Annotated in this window: 12 protein-coding genes and 1 riboswitch; all 12 genes read right to left on the minus strand. The window is 37.2% G+C overall.

Annotation, left to right across the window (positions count from 1 at the left end; translation table 11 throughout):
- Positions 1-325 precede the first annotated feature (325 nt).
- The 12 genes from typA to BAU17_RS10040 all read right to left on the minus strand — a co-directional run bounded on the left by typA (position 326) and on the right by BAU17_RS10040 (position 15830).
- A complete protein-coding gene (gene typA / locus BAU17_RS09985; protein WP_161902672.1) occupies positions 326-2161 on the minus strand; it encodes a translational GTPase TypA in 1836 nt (611 codons plus the stop codon).
- A gap of 147 nt (positions 2162-2308) precedes the next feature.
- Positions 2309-3085, minus strand: a complete 777-nt coding sequence (locus BAU17_RS09990) for an inositol monophosphatase family protein (protein WP_161902673.1) — start codon at positions 3083-3085, stop codon at positions 2309-2311.
- A gap of 6 nt (positions 3086-3091) precedes the next feature.
- Entirely contained in the window at positions 3092-3367 is a 276-nt protein-coding gene (locus BAU17_RS09995; RefSeq protein WP_161902674.1) for a UPF0223 family protein, read from the minus strand.
- A gap of 115 nt (positions 3368-3482) precedes the next feature.
- Positions 3483-3857 carry a YxeA family protein gene (locus tag BAU17_RS10000; protein ID WP_161902675.1) on the minus strand — a complete coding sequence of 125 codons (375 nt, stop codon included), beginning with the start codon at positions 3855-3857 and terminating at the stop codon, positions 3483-3485.
- A 219-nt stretch (positions 3858-4076) separates the two neighbouring features.
- Positions 4077-5483, minus strand: a complete 1407-nt coding sequence (gene lpdA / locus BAU17_RS10005; RefSeq protein ID WP_161902676.1) for a dihydrolipoyl dehydrogenase — start codon at positions 5481-5483, stop codon at positions 4077-4079.
- Between the two features lie 7 nt (positions 5484-5490).
- On the minus strand, positions 5491-7104 hold the full coding sequence (locus BAU17_RS10010) for a dihydrolipoyllysine-residue acetyltransferase (RefSeq protein ID WP_161902677.1): 1614 nt from the start codon (positions 7102-7104) through the stop codon (positions 5491-5493).
- A 25-nt stretch (positions 7105-7129) separates the two neighbouring features.
- Positions 7130-8107 carry an alpha-ketoacid dehydrogenase subunit beta gene (locus BAU17_RS10015; protein ID WP_161902678.1) on the minus strand — a complete coding sequence of 326 codons (978 nt, stop codon included), beginning with the start codon at positions 8105-8107 and terminating at the stop codon, positions 7130-7132.
- 2 nt (positions 8108-8109) lie between these two features.
- Complete coding sequence (gene pdhA / locus BAU17_RS10020) at positions 8110-9216, minus strand: pyruvate dehydrogenase (acetyl-transferring) E1 component subunit alpha (RefSeq protein ID WP_161902679.1); 1107 nt, start codon at positions 9214-9216, stop codon at positions 8110-8112.
- Positions 9217-9575: 359 nt separating this feature from the next.
- Complete coding sequence (gene mgtA / locus BAU17_RS10025) at positions 9576-12161, minus strand: magnesium-translocating P-type ATPase (RefSeq protein WP_161902680.1); 2586 nt, start codon at positions 12159-12161, stop codon at positions 9576-9578.
- A 167-nt stretch (positions 12162-12328) separates the two neighbouring features.
- Positions 12329-12498: riboswitch (M-box (ykoK) riboswitch) on the minus strand.
- A gap of 98 nt (positions 12499-12596) precedes the next feature.
- Positions 12597-13700 (minus strand): non-hydrolyzing UDP-N-acetylglucosamine 2-epimerase, encoded by a 1104-nt coding sequence (gene wecB / locus BAU17_RS10030; protein ID WP_161902681.1) that lies wholly within the window; start codon positions 13698-13700, stop codon positions 12597-12599.
- Between the two features lie 72 nt (positions 13701-13772).
- Positions 13773-14750, minus strand: a complete 978-nt coding sequence (gene guaC / locus BAU17_RS10035) for a GMP reductase (protein ID WP_161902700.1) — start codon at positions 14748-14750, stop codon at positions 13773-13775.
- Between the two features lie 165 nt (positions 14751-14915).
- Positions 14916-15830 (minus strand): aldo/keto reductase, encoded by a 915-nt coding sequence (locus BAU17_RS10040; protein ID WP_161902682.1) that lies wholly within the window; start codon positions 15828-15830, stop codon positions 14916-14918.
- Positions 15831-15907 lie beyond the last annotated feature (77 nt).

Raw genomic sequence — 15907 nt, forward strand, 5'->3', positions numbered from 1 at the left:
AATGAGAAAAAAACGAACAAACTCTGTGCAACTTCTAATTTTACAAGAAATTTCATGTATTTTATTCACCCTTTTCATTATTTATTCGCATTTGAATTTTCTTCAATTCTCTAAATTGTGAAACAAACACAAAATATGAAACATTATCCTATTTATCTAAATACGTATTTTTTTATGAAATATTAGTTTATCAAGCTTTTTTGCTATATTTGTAAAAGTTTCCCACAGATTTATAAATTTACTAATTTCCTCTTGACAAATAGTTATGGACCGTTATATCAAAAAATGAGATGTATCTCGAAGATACATCTCATTAAAAATCGTCTTACTCGGCTTTTTTACGTTTTTTAGCTGCTTTTTCACGTTCGTTTTTATTTAAGATTTGTTTGCGTAAACGAATGCTTTCTGGTGTTACTTCACAATATTCATCATCATTCAAGAATTCTAATGATTCTTCTAATGAAAGAATACGAGGCTTTTTGATGACTGATGTTTGATCTTTTGTTGCTGAACGAACGTTTGTCATTTGTTTAGCTTTCGTAATATTTACAGTTAAGTCATTGTCACGTGCATTCTCACCAACAATCATTCCTTCATAGACTTCAGTTGTTGGTTCAACAAAGACTGTTCCACGTTCTTCAATACTCATAATGGAATACGTAGTTGCTTTACCTGTATCAATTGATACTAATGCACCGTGATGACGTCCACCAATTTGTGTTGGTATCATTGGCAAGTATTGATCAAATGTGTGGTTCATAATACCATATCCACGTGTCATCGATAGAAATTCATTCGTATAACCGATTAATCCACGAGCAGGTGCTAAGAAGATAATTCTTACTTGGCCATTTCCAGTATTAATCATGTCTTGCATTTCAGCTTTACGAGTTCCTAAAGATTCGATAACTGATCCCATATATTCTTCTGGTGTGTCGATTTGCACACGTTCAAACGGTTCACATTTCACACCATCAATTTCACGCTCAATGACTTCTGGACGTGAAACTTGTAATTCATACCCTTCACGACGCATGTTTTCAATCAAAATAGATAAGTGTAATTCTCCGCGCCCAGAAACTGTCCATGAATCAGGTCCAATTGGCTCAACACGTAGAGAAACGTCTGTTTGCAATTCAGCCATCAAACGTTCTTCAATCTTACGTGCAGTAATATATTTTCCTTCACGGCCTGCAAATGGTGAGTTGTTTACTAAGAAGGTCATTTGTAATGTCGGCTCATCAATATGCAAGATTGGTAATGCTTCTTGATGATCAGAAGGTGTTACTGTTTCTCCAACGAAAATATCTTCCATACCAGATAACGCAATTAGGTCTCCTGCTACTGCTTCATTAATTTCAACTTTTTGCAATCCGAAGAAACCAAATAATTTTGTGACACGGAAATTTTTGACTGTTCCGTCTAATTTGATTAATGAGACACTGTCACCGACTTTAATTTTCCCACGGAAAATACGTCCGATACCGATACGACCAACATATTCATTGTAATCCAACAATGATACTTGGAATTGTAAAGGTTCATCACGATTATCAACGGGCGCTGGGATATGCTCAATAATTGTATCAAAAATAGGAGCCATTGTTTCTTCTTGGTCAGTTGGATTGTCGGACAAACTAGAAGTTCCGTTCAATGCAGATGCATAAATTACTGGGAAATCTAATTGGTCATCATCTGCACCCAATTCGATAAATAATTCTAATACTTCATCTACAACGTGCTCTGGACGAGCCGATGGTTTATCAATTTTATTAATAACAACGATTGGTGTTACACGTTGTTCTAATGCTTTTTTCAATACAAAACGTGTTTGAGGCATTGTTCCTTCATATGAATCCACGACTAAAACTACGCCGTCTACCATTTTCATGATACGTTCAACTTCCCCACCGAAATCGGCATGTCCAGGGGTATCTAAAATATTAATGCGTGTTCCTTGATAATCTACCGCTGTATTTTTAGCTAGGATTGTAATACCACGTTCTTTTTCAATGGCGTTAGAATCCATTGCACGCTCTTGTAATTGTGTACGCGCATCCAATGTATCTGATTGTTTCAATAATTCATCAACTAATGTTGTTTTTCCGTGATCGACGTGGGCGATAATCGCTACGTTGCGGATATCATCTCTATGTTTCAATTTAACTGCTCCTTTTAATTTGGCTTTACACTTGACGAGTAATTATAACAAATATTCTTTCTGAAAACTAGTGAAAAGTTTTCAGATTTGTGTTTTTTTCAATATAAAACCTTCAAACAGCTAAAAGAGCTGATTTGAAGGTTGATTTTATTTTAAGGATTCCATAGATAAGGTTAATAATTCTTCGTATACTTGAGGTGTTCCCGCAATAAATTGTTCTCTACCATTCATTTGCAATGGTTTACCATATAGATTACTCATCTTCATACCTAAGGCTTGAATGAGAATACCTCCTGCTGCATAATCCCAAGGCGCTAGATTAGAAACATAACCGACACGTTTTCCTAATGCCATCCCCATTAATTCCACACCCGCACATCCTGACATACGAACCCCCATCGAACGCTCGCCCATAATACGAGCATTGCCGATATTATTCGCATACATGACGGCATTCATACCTAACAAGCCTTCGTTCAGTGCGCAATCTTTTGGTTTAGGCACGCGTTCTTCATTTAAAAAGACACCAATGTCTCTCCCACCCCATAAGAAGTCTTCCTTCATGACATCATAGACAAAACCTAATACTCCTTGTCCTTCTTCATAGACAGCAATCATGATACAAAAATTTTCATGTTCCAAAACAAAATTCATTGTACCGTCTATTGGATCAATAATAAATACACGACCACTCAAATCAGTTAGTTGATCTTTACCATTCTCCTCACCTAAAATTTTAGCATTTGGGTCAAACGCTAAAATCTGTTTAATTAAATAGTCCTGTGTCTGCTTATCTAAATTAGTAACCAAATCTTTCCGACTCGTCTTTGTGTCGACTGTTAACCCTTCTTTTTTCAATGCTTCTTTGATTATTTCACCAGCATCTTTCATCCAATTTTTGATTTCACTAATCATAATTTGCATCGTTTTCTATCCTTTCATTTTCAATTTCTTAGTAGGATTTGCTTTTGCTTCTTGCAGTGCTCGATACAATGAATAGCCCGTCAATTCTTCAAATTCTCTACCTAAACGCCGCTCTTCGCCAATACTACGAACAACAGTTTTAAATGCTTGATGGGCCTTCATAAACGATTCGGCTGAAATCCCTTTTTCATAAGACTGTTCTAATGCATCCCACATATTCATGACAATGACCATTTCATCCGTTGTCCAATCTAAATTTAATGGATATTGATATTCTTTCATAATAACCTCCAGTTGATAAACTCTATTTTAGTTTATCATAGTTCTATTGAATTGTAAGGAAATAATAAAATCCTTAAGAAAAACTCTCCAACAATCTTTGCTGAAGAGTTTTTTGTTATTTATCTATTTGCGCTAATGCATCTGCTGGTACTTCTTCTTTTGCAATTTCCTCATAAGTTTCTACATGCGCTCCTTTATTCGTCAACTTTAAGTAGCGGCCTTCTTTCAATTCGGAAATCCCATTGAACGCAATGTTTCTTGTCTTACCATTCTCATCTGCTGCCATTTGCTCATAGTAAGCTGTTCCATAACCATTGACACTATCCGGCTCTTTTGTTTTGACATAAACATGCCCTTCTTTAACCAATGGATTTAACTGATCCATCACTCCTGCTAATTCACTCGTAGAATTTTTTGTATACACTGTCGATGCTAGTAACATTCCACCTAAAATAAGTAACACGCCAGCAAGTTTTGCAATTAGTTTCATATAACTTCCTCCTATTTGTTTCCTTTGATACTCTTAGTTTATAAAAAGAAGCTCTAAAAACATTCCGTCTAAAGTCTGAAAAAAAACTTACATTTTTGCCACTTTTGTCTTCGTAAGCCTTACGAATCTGTCATGCCAATATGTACAATTAGCTAAAACTAGATATTTTGTGAATCACAAAAAAGCCATCGTTCGAAAACGATGGCTAAATTAAAATTCTTAAGCGTGGATTGGTAATCCTAATGCTAATTCAGAAGCATCCATTGTAATCTCACCTAAAGATGGATGTGGATGGATAGTTAATGCGATATCTTCTGCGTTCATACCTGATTCGATAGCTAATGCTAATTCAGAAACCATATCTGAAGCGCTGATACCAGCAACTTGAGCTCCGATAAGAACGTGTCCATCAGTAGTTGCAACTAAACGGATAAATCCTTCAGTTTTACCTAATGACAACGCACGACCATTACCAGCAAATGGGAATTTGAATGCTTTTGCATCAATTCCAGCTTCTTTTGCTTCTGCAATTGTCATACCTACTGATGCTAATTCAGGATCAGTAAATGCAACTGCTGGCATTGCTTTGTAATCAACAGCTACTTTTTTACCAGAAATTGCTTCTGCAGCAATTTTAGCTTCGTAACTTGCTTTATGCGCTAGTGCAGCACCAGGAACGATGTCACCAATTGCATAAATGTTTGGTACATTTGTACGACCTTGAGCGTCCACTGGAATTAATCCACGTTCACCGATTTCAACACCAGCTTGTTCTAAGCCCATGTCATCAGTGTTTGGACGACGACCTACAGTAACCATTACATAATCAGCAGTGATTTCTTCTTCTTTACCATCAACTGCATATTTAACAGTTACGCTATCACCATTGTCAACAGCTTCTTTAGCCATTGCATTAGTAATAACTGTCATACCTTTTTTCTTGAATTCAGCTTCAACAATTTTAACCATATCTTTTTCGTAAGTTGGTAAAATTTGTGGTGAACCTTCAAGAATCGTTACTTCTGCACCTAAGTTAGCATATGCGCCACCTAGTTCAGCACCGATAACTCCACCACCGATGATAACTAATTTTTTAGGAACTTCAGTTAAAGCTAAACCTCCAGTTGAATCAATTACACGTCCAGCAAATTTGAATCCTGGAATTTCAATTGGACGAGAACCTGTTGCTACAATCGCATTTTTGAATTCATACGTTTGAGCTGAATCAGGATGGATTACACGTAAAGTATGATCATCAACGAAGAACGCTTCTCCCTCAATAACTTCTACTTTATTTTTTTTCAAGAGCATGCTAACGCCTGAAGTTAACTTGTTAACAACACCGTTTGTTTTCCACTCTTGTGTTTTTGCAAAATCAAGTGTTACGCCTTCAGCGCTCACACCAAACATTTCTGAATGTTGTGCTTCTTGATAATGATGGCCAGCAGAAATTAACGCTTTTGAAGGAATACAACCAACGTTTAGACATACGCCACCAACGTTTTCTCTTTCAATAATCGCTACTTTTTGGCCCATTTGAGCAGCACGGATGGCAGCTACATAGCCACCAGGTCCTGCTCCAATTACTACTGTATCTAATTCTACGGCAAAATCTCCAACTACCATTTGTTTATCATCCTTCCATTAATAGTAACTCTGGATCTGCTAACAAACGTTTGATGTTATTCATTGCTTGTTGAGCAGTTGCGCCATCAACGATGCGGTGGTCGAAGCTTAATGATAGTTTCATCATACGTCCAACTACGATTTCGCCTTCTGCATTGACAACAGGTTGTTGAGCAATTGTACCTACACCTAAAATAGCAACTTCAGGGTAGTTGATTACCGGTGTGAACCAAGCGCCACCCACTGAACCAATGTTACTGATTGTAACTGTTCCGTTACGCATATCTTCAGCTGCTAATTTACCTTCGTGAGCTAAAGCTGCTTTTCCGTTAATTTCATCTGCAATTGCAAATAGACCTTTGCGATCTGCATCTTTTACGTTTGGTACGTATAAGCCGTTCGCAGTATCTGTAGCAATACCGATGTTGTAGTAGTTTTTGTAAACTACTTCTTGTGAAGCGTCATCGATTGATGCGTTCAATACTGGGTATTTCTTCATAGTTGCAGTTAAAGCTTTAACAACATATGGTAAGAAAGTTAATTTAGTATTTTGAGCGGCAGCAACGTCTTTAAATTTCTTACGTTGATCCCATAGTTTAGAAACTTCAACTTCATCATGTAATGTTACGTGAGGAGCTGTGTGTTTGCTGTTAACCATTGCTTTAGAAATTGCTTTACGCATTGGAGTAAGTTTTTCACGAGTTTCTAATTCACCCAAGTTAGATTGGTAAGGTTTAGCTGGTTCTGCTTTTTCAGCTGGTTTCGCTGCTTGCGCTGTTGCTGACTCAGTAGCAGCTGTTTCAGTTGCTGCTGGAGCTTCTTGAGAGCCACCAGAGATAAAGCTTTGGATATCTTCTTTTGTTACACGTCCACCTTTTCCAGAAGGAGTAACTAAAGTAATATCTACATCATTTTCACGAGCAAATTGACGTACAGATGGCATAGCCAACACGTTTTTGCTTGGTTTACCAGTTGGAGCTGATGCTTCTGCTGGTGCAGAGGCAGGTGCTGCAGCTTCTGGTGCAGGTGCTGCTGGCGCACTTGCAGGTGCATCGTTGTGACCAGGTGCGTCGATTTCAACTAACACGTCACCAACGTTTGCTACTACGCCTTCTTCTACAACAACACGTACAACTGTTCCTGTAACTGGTGATGGAATTTCTTCCACTGATTTATCATTTTGTACTTCTAATAAAGTATCATCTTCTTTGATTGTATCGCCGGCTTTTACAAACCATTTAACGATTTCACCTTCTGCAATTCCTTCACCGATATCTGGTAATTTGAATTGGAAGACACCTTGTCCGCCAGCTTCTGGTAAAGCTGCTGGAGCTGCTGGTGTTTGTTCTTGTGCAGGAGCCGCTGGAGCGTCGTCTTCATGACCAGGTGCGTCGATTTCAACTAACACATCGCCAACATTTGCTACAACCCCTTCTTCTACAAGAATGTTTTTAACTGTTCCTGTAACTGGTGATGGAATTTCTTCCACTGATTTATCATTTTGTACTTCTAATAAAGTATCATCTTCATTAATTGTGTCGCCTGGTTTTACAAACCATTTAACGATTTCGCCTTCTGCAATTCCTTCACCGATATCCGGTAATTTAAATTGAAATGCCATTTTGATATCTTCCTCTCTTGTATTCTTAGAAGTTTACGATTTCTTTAACTTTTGCTTCGATATCTGATGCGTTTGGTAACCAAACATTCTCAGCTTGACCAAATGGGAATACTGTATCTGGAGCAGACACGCGTCCGATTGGTGCTTCTAAAGAAAGGATCGCACGTTCAGCAATTTCAGATGCAACTTGTGCACCAACACCTGCTTGTTTTTGCGCTTCTTGAACAACTACAACGCGTCCAGTTTTTTCAACAGATGCAATAATTGTTTCGATATCTAGAGGAGCTACTGTACGTAAGTCAACAATTTCTACACTGATATTTTCTTTTGCTAAATTATCCGCTGCTTTAATTGCTTCACGAACCATTGCACCATAAGTGATGATAGAAACGTCAGTACCTTCACGAGTTACTGCAGCTTTATCCAATGGTACAGTGTAAGATTCTTCTGGCACTTCTTCACGGAATGAACGGTAAAGTTTCATGTGCTCTAAGAAAACAACTGGGTCATTACTTCTAATAGAAGAAATTAATAATCCTTTTGCATCATAAGGGTTTGATGGAATAACAACACGGATACCTGGAGATTGAGCAATCAATCCTTCTAAGTTATCTGAGTGTAATTCTGGTGTATGCACACCACCACCAAATGGTGAGCGGATTGTGATAGGCAAGTTTCTTGTGCCACCCATACGGTAACGAGTACGGGCCATTTGTGCTACAACTTCATCCATTGCTTCAAAAACGAAACCGAAGAATTGTAGTTCTGGCACTGGACGGAAACCTTCTAGCGCCATACCAAATGCTAAACCAGCAATACCTGACTCTGCTAATGGTGTATCAAATACGCGATCTTCACCAAATTTTTCTTGTAAGCCTTCAGTCGCACGGAATACTCCTCCGTTTTTACCGACGTCTTCACCAAACATTACTACGTTTTCATCGCTGGCTAACTCACAAGCTAGGGCATCAGTAATTGCTTGAATCATTGTTTTTTGTGCCATGATTATTTCGACTCCTTCGCTTCGTAAAATTCAATTTGTTCTTTAATGCTTTGTGGTTGAACTTCAAACATATTTTTCAAGAAATCAGAAACTTTTTGTTTTGGAGCTTTATCAGCTTCTGCAATTGCTGCTTTGATTTCTTCTTTTGCTGCTTCAATCACTTCTTCTTCTTTTGCTTCAGTCCATAGACCTTTTGCTTCTAGATATTTACGGAAACGAACCAATGGATCTTTTGCAGTCCATTCATCGTCCATTTCTTTTGAACGGTAACGAGTTGGATCATCACCAGACAATGTGTGTGGACCATAACGGTAAGTTAATGTTTCAATTAAAACAGGACCATTGCCAGCAACAGACCAGTCACGAGCCATTTTAGAAACTGTGTAAACAGCTAATGGATCCATACCGTCAACTTGGATTCCTGGGATACCAGCAGCAACAGCTTTTTGAGCTAATGTAGTTGCAGCAGATTGTTTGTCACGAGGTGTTGAAATCGCAAACCCGTTATTTTGGATGTAGAATACAGCATTTGCTTTGTATGCACCCGCAAAGTTGATTGCTTCATAGAAGTCACCTTGTGAAGAACCGCCATCACCTGTATAAGTGATAACTACGTTTTTCTTGTTACGTTTTTTCAATCCAAGAGCTACACCAGCTGCTTGAACATATTGCGCACCGATAATGATTTGTGGTGGTAATGCTTGTAAATCATCAGCGTATAAGTTTCCGCCAACGTGACCACGAGACCATAAGAATGCTTGAGTTAAAGGTAAACCATGTTGAATCAATTGAGGTACATCACGGTAACCTGGTAATAATACGTCTTCTTTTTCAAAAGCAAAATGACTTGCTAATTGACTTGCTTCTTGTCCAGCTGTTGGAGCAAAGAAACCTAAGCGACCTTGGCGGTTCAAAGCAGTTGAACGTTGGTCAAGTACACGAGACCAAACCATACGAGTCATTAATTCTACTAATTCCTCATCACTTAAGTCAGGTACTAAATCTTGGTTTACAATGTTTCCATCTTGGTCTAACGCCTGATAAGTTGGAAATTGAGCATCGACATTTTCTAGCAGTGCTTGAAAGTCAATTGTTTTTTTCTTTGCCATCTTGTCACACTTTCCTCTCTCTATTTAGCTTCATATCTAAAAATATGATAGATTATAACAGGCAATCATTTCTGTATTACTGTTAGAATCATTTACAGTTAATAAACTATCACTTTTATGAGAGAAAAACAAGTATAAAGTTTACAATTTTTTTATTTCTTATTATCGCAATCCCTTATGCAACAGTACATATTAGTGAACATTATCACATTGTTCGTTTTTAGACACTTTCTAGGAAAGCGATTTCCATTTCCCGCGAAAAATTAGTACAGGGTATATCTGTTTAAGTAACAGTTTGTTTACCAATGATCACAAAAAGCCAGCAAACTAACATTTGCTGACTTCTCTACTATATTATATTAGAGCCATTCGTTGGTTATACGAATGTACATACATTTTGCAATTTCAACCAAAATTAGATATAAACCAACAATACCTATGAACCATACCCAATAGTTGGTTGGTAAACTCGTAAAATCAAAAAATTCTCTTAGCGGCGTTAAAATAATCATTCCACCAATAATTATCGCCAATGCACTTGTAAGTAGCACTGATTTAGAAGCATAACTTTGTATGAAGGGTGTCTTTCTTGTTCGTACCATATGAACAACTAATACTTGTGTCACTAGACCAACTGCAAACCAACCTGTTTGGAACAAACTTTGTTGACTTGGTGTGGTTGCGCCAAATACAAACCACATCATTAAAAAAGTCAAACAATCAAAAATACTACTCACCGGACCAATCGATACAGTAAATTTCAACAAACTACTAACATTCCATTTAACAGGTTTCGCTAACTCTTCTTCGTCTACATTATCCCAAGGAATAGTCAATTGCGCCATATCATAAATTAAATTTTGAACCAATAACTGGATAGATAACATCGGTAAGAATGGTAGGAACGCACTCGCTATTAAAATCGAAAATACATTACCAAAATTAGAGCTAATCGTAATTTTAATGTATTTCATCATATTGCTAAACACTTTGCGGCCTTCAATCACACCATTTGCTAACACATCTAAACTTTTTTCCAGTAAAATAACTGAGCTAGCATCTTTGGTAATGTCAGCTGCTGTATCTACAGAAATCCCCACATCAGCCATGCGTAAAGCCGGTGCGTCATTAATTCCATCCCCCATGAACCCCACAGTATGATTTTTACTTTGCAATGTAGCAATAATTCGTGATTTTTGCATTGGATTTAATTTCGCAAATAAATTTGTTTCCTCAGCGACAATAGCAAGTTCTTCTTCTGTCATGACATCAATATCTGTTCCTAGAAGCGCATGATGCACTTGAATTCCTACATCTTGGCAAACTTTCTCAGCTACAATTTCATTGTCTCCTGTTAATACTTTTACACTCACACCATGTGCATGCAAGGATTGAATAGCTGTTTTAGCAGATGATTTCGCAGGGTCTAAAAATGCCATAAAACCAATCATCGTCATCTCAGATTCATCAGCGATTGAATAAATCGCCTCACGATGCGCATCTTTTTTAATAGCAACAGTCAACACGCGCATCCCTTGCTTATTTAACTCTTGATTGATTTGACTTAATTGTTTTTTTAAATGATTCGTCAAGGGTTGGACTTCACCATTGATTTCAACCGATGTACAAATAGCTGCCATTTCTTCAACAGCACCTTTCGTAACCATTAGCTGATGATTTTCAGCTTCTACTACGACAGTCACACGTCGACGAGAAAAATCAAAAGGAATTTCATCAATAGTAATAACCTTTTCAAAAGGAAGTTTTTGCTGATTTTCTTCAAAGAATTGGATGACCGCTTCATCCATTAAATTTCGCCAGCCTGTTTGGTAAGCAGAATTTAAAAAAGCCATATCTAGTACTTTTTGATTTGTTTTTCCTAAGGGATCTAAGTGTTGCACGAGAACAACTCGATCTTCTGTAATCGTGCCAGTTTTATCGGTGCATAATATATCCATACTGCCTAGATTTTGAATTGCAGGCAATTCTTTAATAATTACTTTTTCCTTGGCAAGGGTCATTGCACCTTTAGCTAAATTACTGGTAACAATCATTGGTAACATTTCAGGAGTTAACCCTACAGCAACGGCAACGGCAAAGAAGAATGCATCTCCCCAGTTTCCTTTGGTCAAACCGTTAATCAAGAATACTACCGGAAATAGCACGACCACCATACGTAATAATAATTTACTAATTCTTGTTAAACCAGTATCAAATGTTGTTTTTCCACGCTTTTTCGTTGCTTGTTTTGCAATATCTCCAAAAAATGTTGCTTGACCAGTCTTTAAGATAATTGCCTTTCCTTGCCCGCTTAATACGTCTGTCCCCATAAAAACTAGATTACTTCTGTCAATGGTAGCAATCGTTTTATCATCAGCATGTGTATTGGTACTTTTTTCAACTGGCATTGACTCTCCTGTCAGGGAAGATTGATTGACAAATAAGTCTTTCGTCCAAATTAATACGGCATCTGCTGGAATCATGTCTCCCGTTGCTAAATTGACAATATCTCCTGGTACAACTTCATCCATTGGAATTTCAGCTGTTTCGCCATTTCTAGTCACTGCGCAAGTATTTTCAATCATTTCTTTCAATGCCAAACTGGCCTTTTGTGAACGATACTCTTGAATAAAGGAAATCATGGTGCTAGCTAAGACCATTACTCCCATAACAATCACAGCTTCATAATCACGCGTCGCAGCTGATATAACCATTAAAAATAATAGAACTAAAACAAATGGGTCTTTTAATGCATGTAAAAACATAACTATTGCAGAGATTGGTTTAGCTGCATCTACTTGATTCAAGCCATATTCTTCTAAACGTTCTTTAGCATCTTCCGCTGATAATCCATTTAAAGATGTCCTAAGCTCCATAAACAATTCTCTTTCAGACAACATGCCTAATTTTTTTAATTCTTGTTGTTTCATATCATTTCTCATCATTATTCTATACCTCCTAGTAGTTATCTAGGAGTTTTGTTCTCCTAGACATCGTTGATTGTTGCTTATCTGGTGATCGGGACTGGGACTTTCCATTACACAAACCTTCTTTCCTGTCTAGTGAGGACAATAAAAATGCGTACACTCAACAATGAGCATACGCAAAAATTCTGTATTATTCATCGTTGAGCTTTAGCACTATAGGGCGTAGACAAATTCTTGTCAGCTGCTTCGTGACTAACCTTCAACGATTAGTCATGTCCTACCATCTAAGAGTCTCTCGATTCTTTCGCGGCAGCAGCCTGTGTCCATATAGGAGCCTCACCTAACAATTATTTTGTTTTTTTATAGTTATTAAATAACCCAATAACTATATTTAATCATAGTATTTTAAACTATTTTTGTCAACTAATATAATAAACCCACTGAAACTATACGTTATTTATCGAAATAATCAGCCATTGCATTCAAAATATACTCACTCGCATGTCCGTCTCCATAAGGATTTTTAGCCTGCGCCATTTGTTTATGCAATGCTTCGTTTTCTAATAATTCTTTAACTTCGTGATAAACAGTTTCTTCCTCGGTTCCCACCAATTTTAAAGTACCTGCGTCTACTCCTTCAGGTCGTTCTGTGGTATCACGTAACACTAAAACAGGTACTCCTAGAGAAGGAGCTTCTTCTTGCACCCCACCAGAGTCCGTTAAAATTAGATAACTACGAGCAATAAAGTTATGGAAATCCACGACATCTAACGGTTCAATCAGTTGCACATTCGCTAGATCACCTAATGTTTGTTGCGCTAATTCACGAACTTTTGGGTTTTTGTGCATCGGAAAGACCATTTGAACATCAGAAAATTCTTCGGCTACACGTCTTAACGCGGAAAAGACATTCGTCATCGGTTGACCCAAATTTTCACGACGGTGCATTGTAACCACAATTTGTTTCTTTCCTTCTGCCATTAAATCAACATGTTGATACTCTTCTTTAACGGTATACGCCATTGCATCTATCGCAGTATTACCAGTCACAACAATCTGATTTTCAGGATGATTTTCTTTCAATAGATTTTCTTTACTTTGTGTAGTTGGAGCAAAATATAAATCAGCAAGCGCATCTGTCATTTGACGATTGGCTTCTTCGGGAAACGGCGAATATTTGTTCCAAGTTCTTAAACCAGCCTCGACATGCCCAATTTTTATTTGTTGGTAAAATGCGGCTGTCGCTGCGGCAAATGTGGTAGTTGTATCGCCATGAACTAATACCATATCTGGTTTTTCTTCTATTAGAATAGGTTGCATTTCTAGTAAAACTTTTGTTGTGATGTCTGTTAATGTTTGTCCACTTGACATGATATTCAAATCATAATCTGCTTGAATATCAAAAATTTCCATTACTTGGTCTAACATTTCACGATGTTGCGCCGTCACAACCACTTTTGAATCAAAACGTTCATCCTTTTCTAATGCTTTGACTAACGGTGCCATTTTAATGGCTTCGGGTCTTGTACCAAATACTGAAAAAACTTTAATTGTCATTTTCTTCACCTCGATGTTATTGTATAAAAAAAAAGAGACGAAAGCAATTTTGAATTCGTCTCTTTTTTGTTATTAAATTGTATCGCCATTAAAAATAGAATTTTTAACAATCACATAATCGACTTTACGAATCGCTTCTAAGTCTTTTCCACCTGCATACGAGATAGAAGATTGTAAATCTTGTTGCATTTCACGTAAGGTATCTTTTAACGAACCTTTGTGTGTCACCCAGATTTTTTTACCTTCAACATTTTTCTTTTCGCCTTTTTGGAACTCAGACGCTGAACCGAAGTATTCTTTATAAAATACGCCGTCTTCTACTTTTGTTTCACCTGGAGATTCTTCATGACCTGCAAATAATGAACCAATCATCACCATCGTTGCTCCAAAACGAACTGATTTCGCAATATCACCATGTGTACGAATCCCACCATCAGCGATAATTGGCTTTCTTGCTGCTTTTGCACACCATCTTAGAGCTGCCAATTGCCAACCACCAGTACCAAATCCGGTTTTAATTTTTGTAATACATACTTTACCAGGTCCAATCCCTACTTTTGTTGCATCAGCACCTGCATTTTCTAATTCGCGAACTGCTTCGGGTGTACCAACGTTTCCTGCAATCACAAATGTATCTGGTAAATGTTTTTTTATGTGTTGAATCATTTTAATAACTGAATTTGAATGTCCATGGGCAATATCAATTGTAATGTAATCAGGAACGATACCTTGTTCTGCTAATGACTCAACAAACGGATATTCATGTTCTTTTACACCGACACTAATTGAAGCCACTAAATTTCGTGCTTGCATCTTTTGGATAAATGGGATTCTTGCGTCTTCATCAAAACGATGCATAATATAGAAATACCCATTTTCTGCTAGGAATTCAGCAATTGACTCATCAATAATTGTTTGCATATTTGCTGGCACAACCGGCATTTTAAATTCATGTTTTCCTAGTGTTACTGTCGTATCACACTCAGAGCGACTATTTACAATACATTTATTGGGAACTAACTGAATATCTTCGTAATCAAAAACCGTCATATTATCAAACATGGAAAAACTCCCTCTCATTACTTCTTTAACTAGCATTTTATTTTTAACGCCTTCAATAATTTAGCCGAATACTCGATAAAAAGCAACTCTATTTGCTTTTTTCCTTAAAATAAAGAACGGATTGTTCGTAAATTACGAACAATCCGTTGTATTCTATGGTAAAATATTTCCTGCCGCCATATATACACGGTACCAATCTTCACGTGTCATAGTTACTTCCGATGCTTTGGCAATTTCTTCAATTCGTTGCAAGTTCATCGTTCCAGCAATCACTTGCATATTTGCTGGATGGCGTAAAATCCAAGCAGAAGAAATACCAGTTGGTGTCGTATTATATTTTTCCGCTAATTCGCTTAAAACTGCATTTAGTTCTGGGAATTTATCGTTATTAATAAAGACACCTTCAAAGAAACCATATTGATACGGCGACCAAGCTTGAATTGTCATGTCATTCAAACGTGAATATTCAAGAATCTCTCCATCATGGTCAATTGATCCTGCATCACTCATATTTACATGAATCCCTTGATCAATCATTTCTGTATGCTTGATTCCAAATTGTAATTGATTGGCAACTAATGGTTGTTCCACGTATTTTTTCAGCAATTCAATTTGTCCCGGTTTTTGGTTACTTACACCAAAATGCTTCACTTTACCAGATTTTGCTAAATGTTCAAAAGCTTCTGCAACTTCTTCCGGTTCAACTAGTGTATCTGGACGGTGAAGCAATAAAGCATCCAAATAGTCCGTCTTTAAACGTTTCAAACTACCTTCAACTGAAGCAATAATATGTTCTTTCGAAAAGTCAAACATAACTCCCGGAACAATACCACATTTTGATTGAACAAATAAATCCTCACGTTTTAAATTCGTTTTTGTTAAAGCATCTGCAAAAATACTTTCGCATTCTCCTTTGCCATAAATATCGGCATGATCAAAAAAAGTAATGCCGTTTTCGACAGCCGTTTCAATGACTTTCACTGGATTTTCTGCATTATTGATGCGCATACAGCCTAAGATTACGCTAGGTACATCAATACCTGTTGTTCCAAATTTTACGTTTTTCATAAAAAGTATCACTCCTCTTTTCTTCCATGTATCATTTTAACACAACTTTTTGAAAACGCTAACGTATTTAATAAATA

The sequence above is a fragment of the Candidatus Enterococcus willemsii genome, assembly GCF_009933335.1.
GTDB lineage: Bacteria > Bacillota > Bacilli > Lactobacillales > Enterococcaceae > Enterococcus_F > Enterococcus_F willemsii.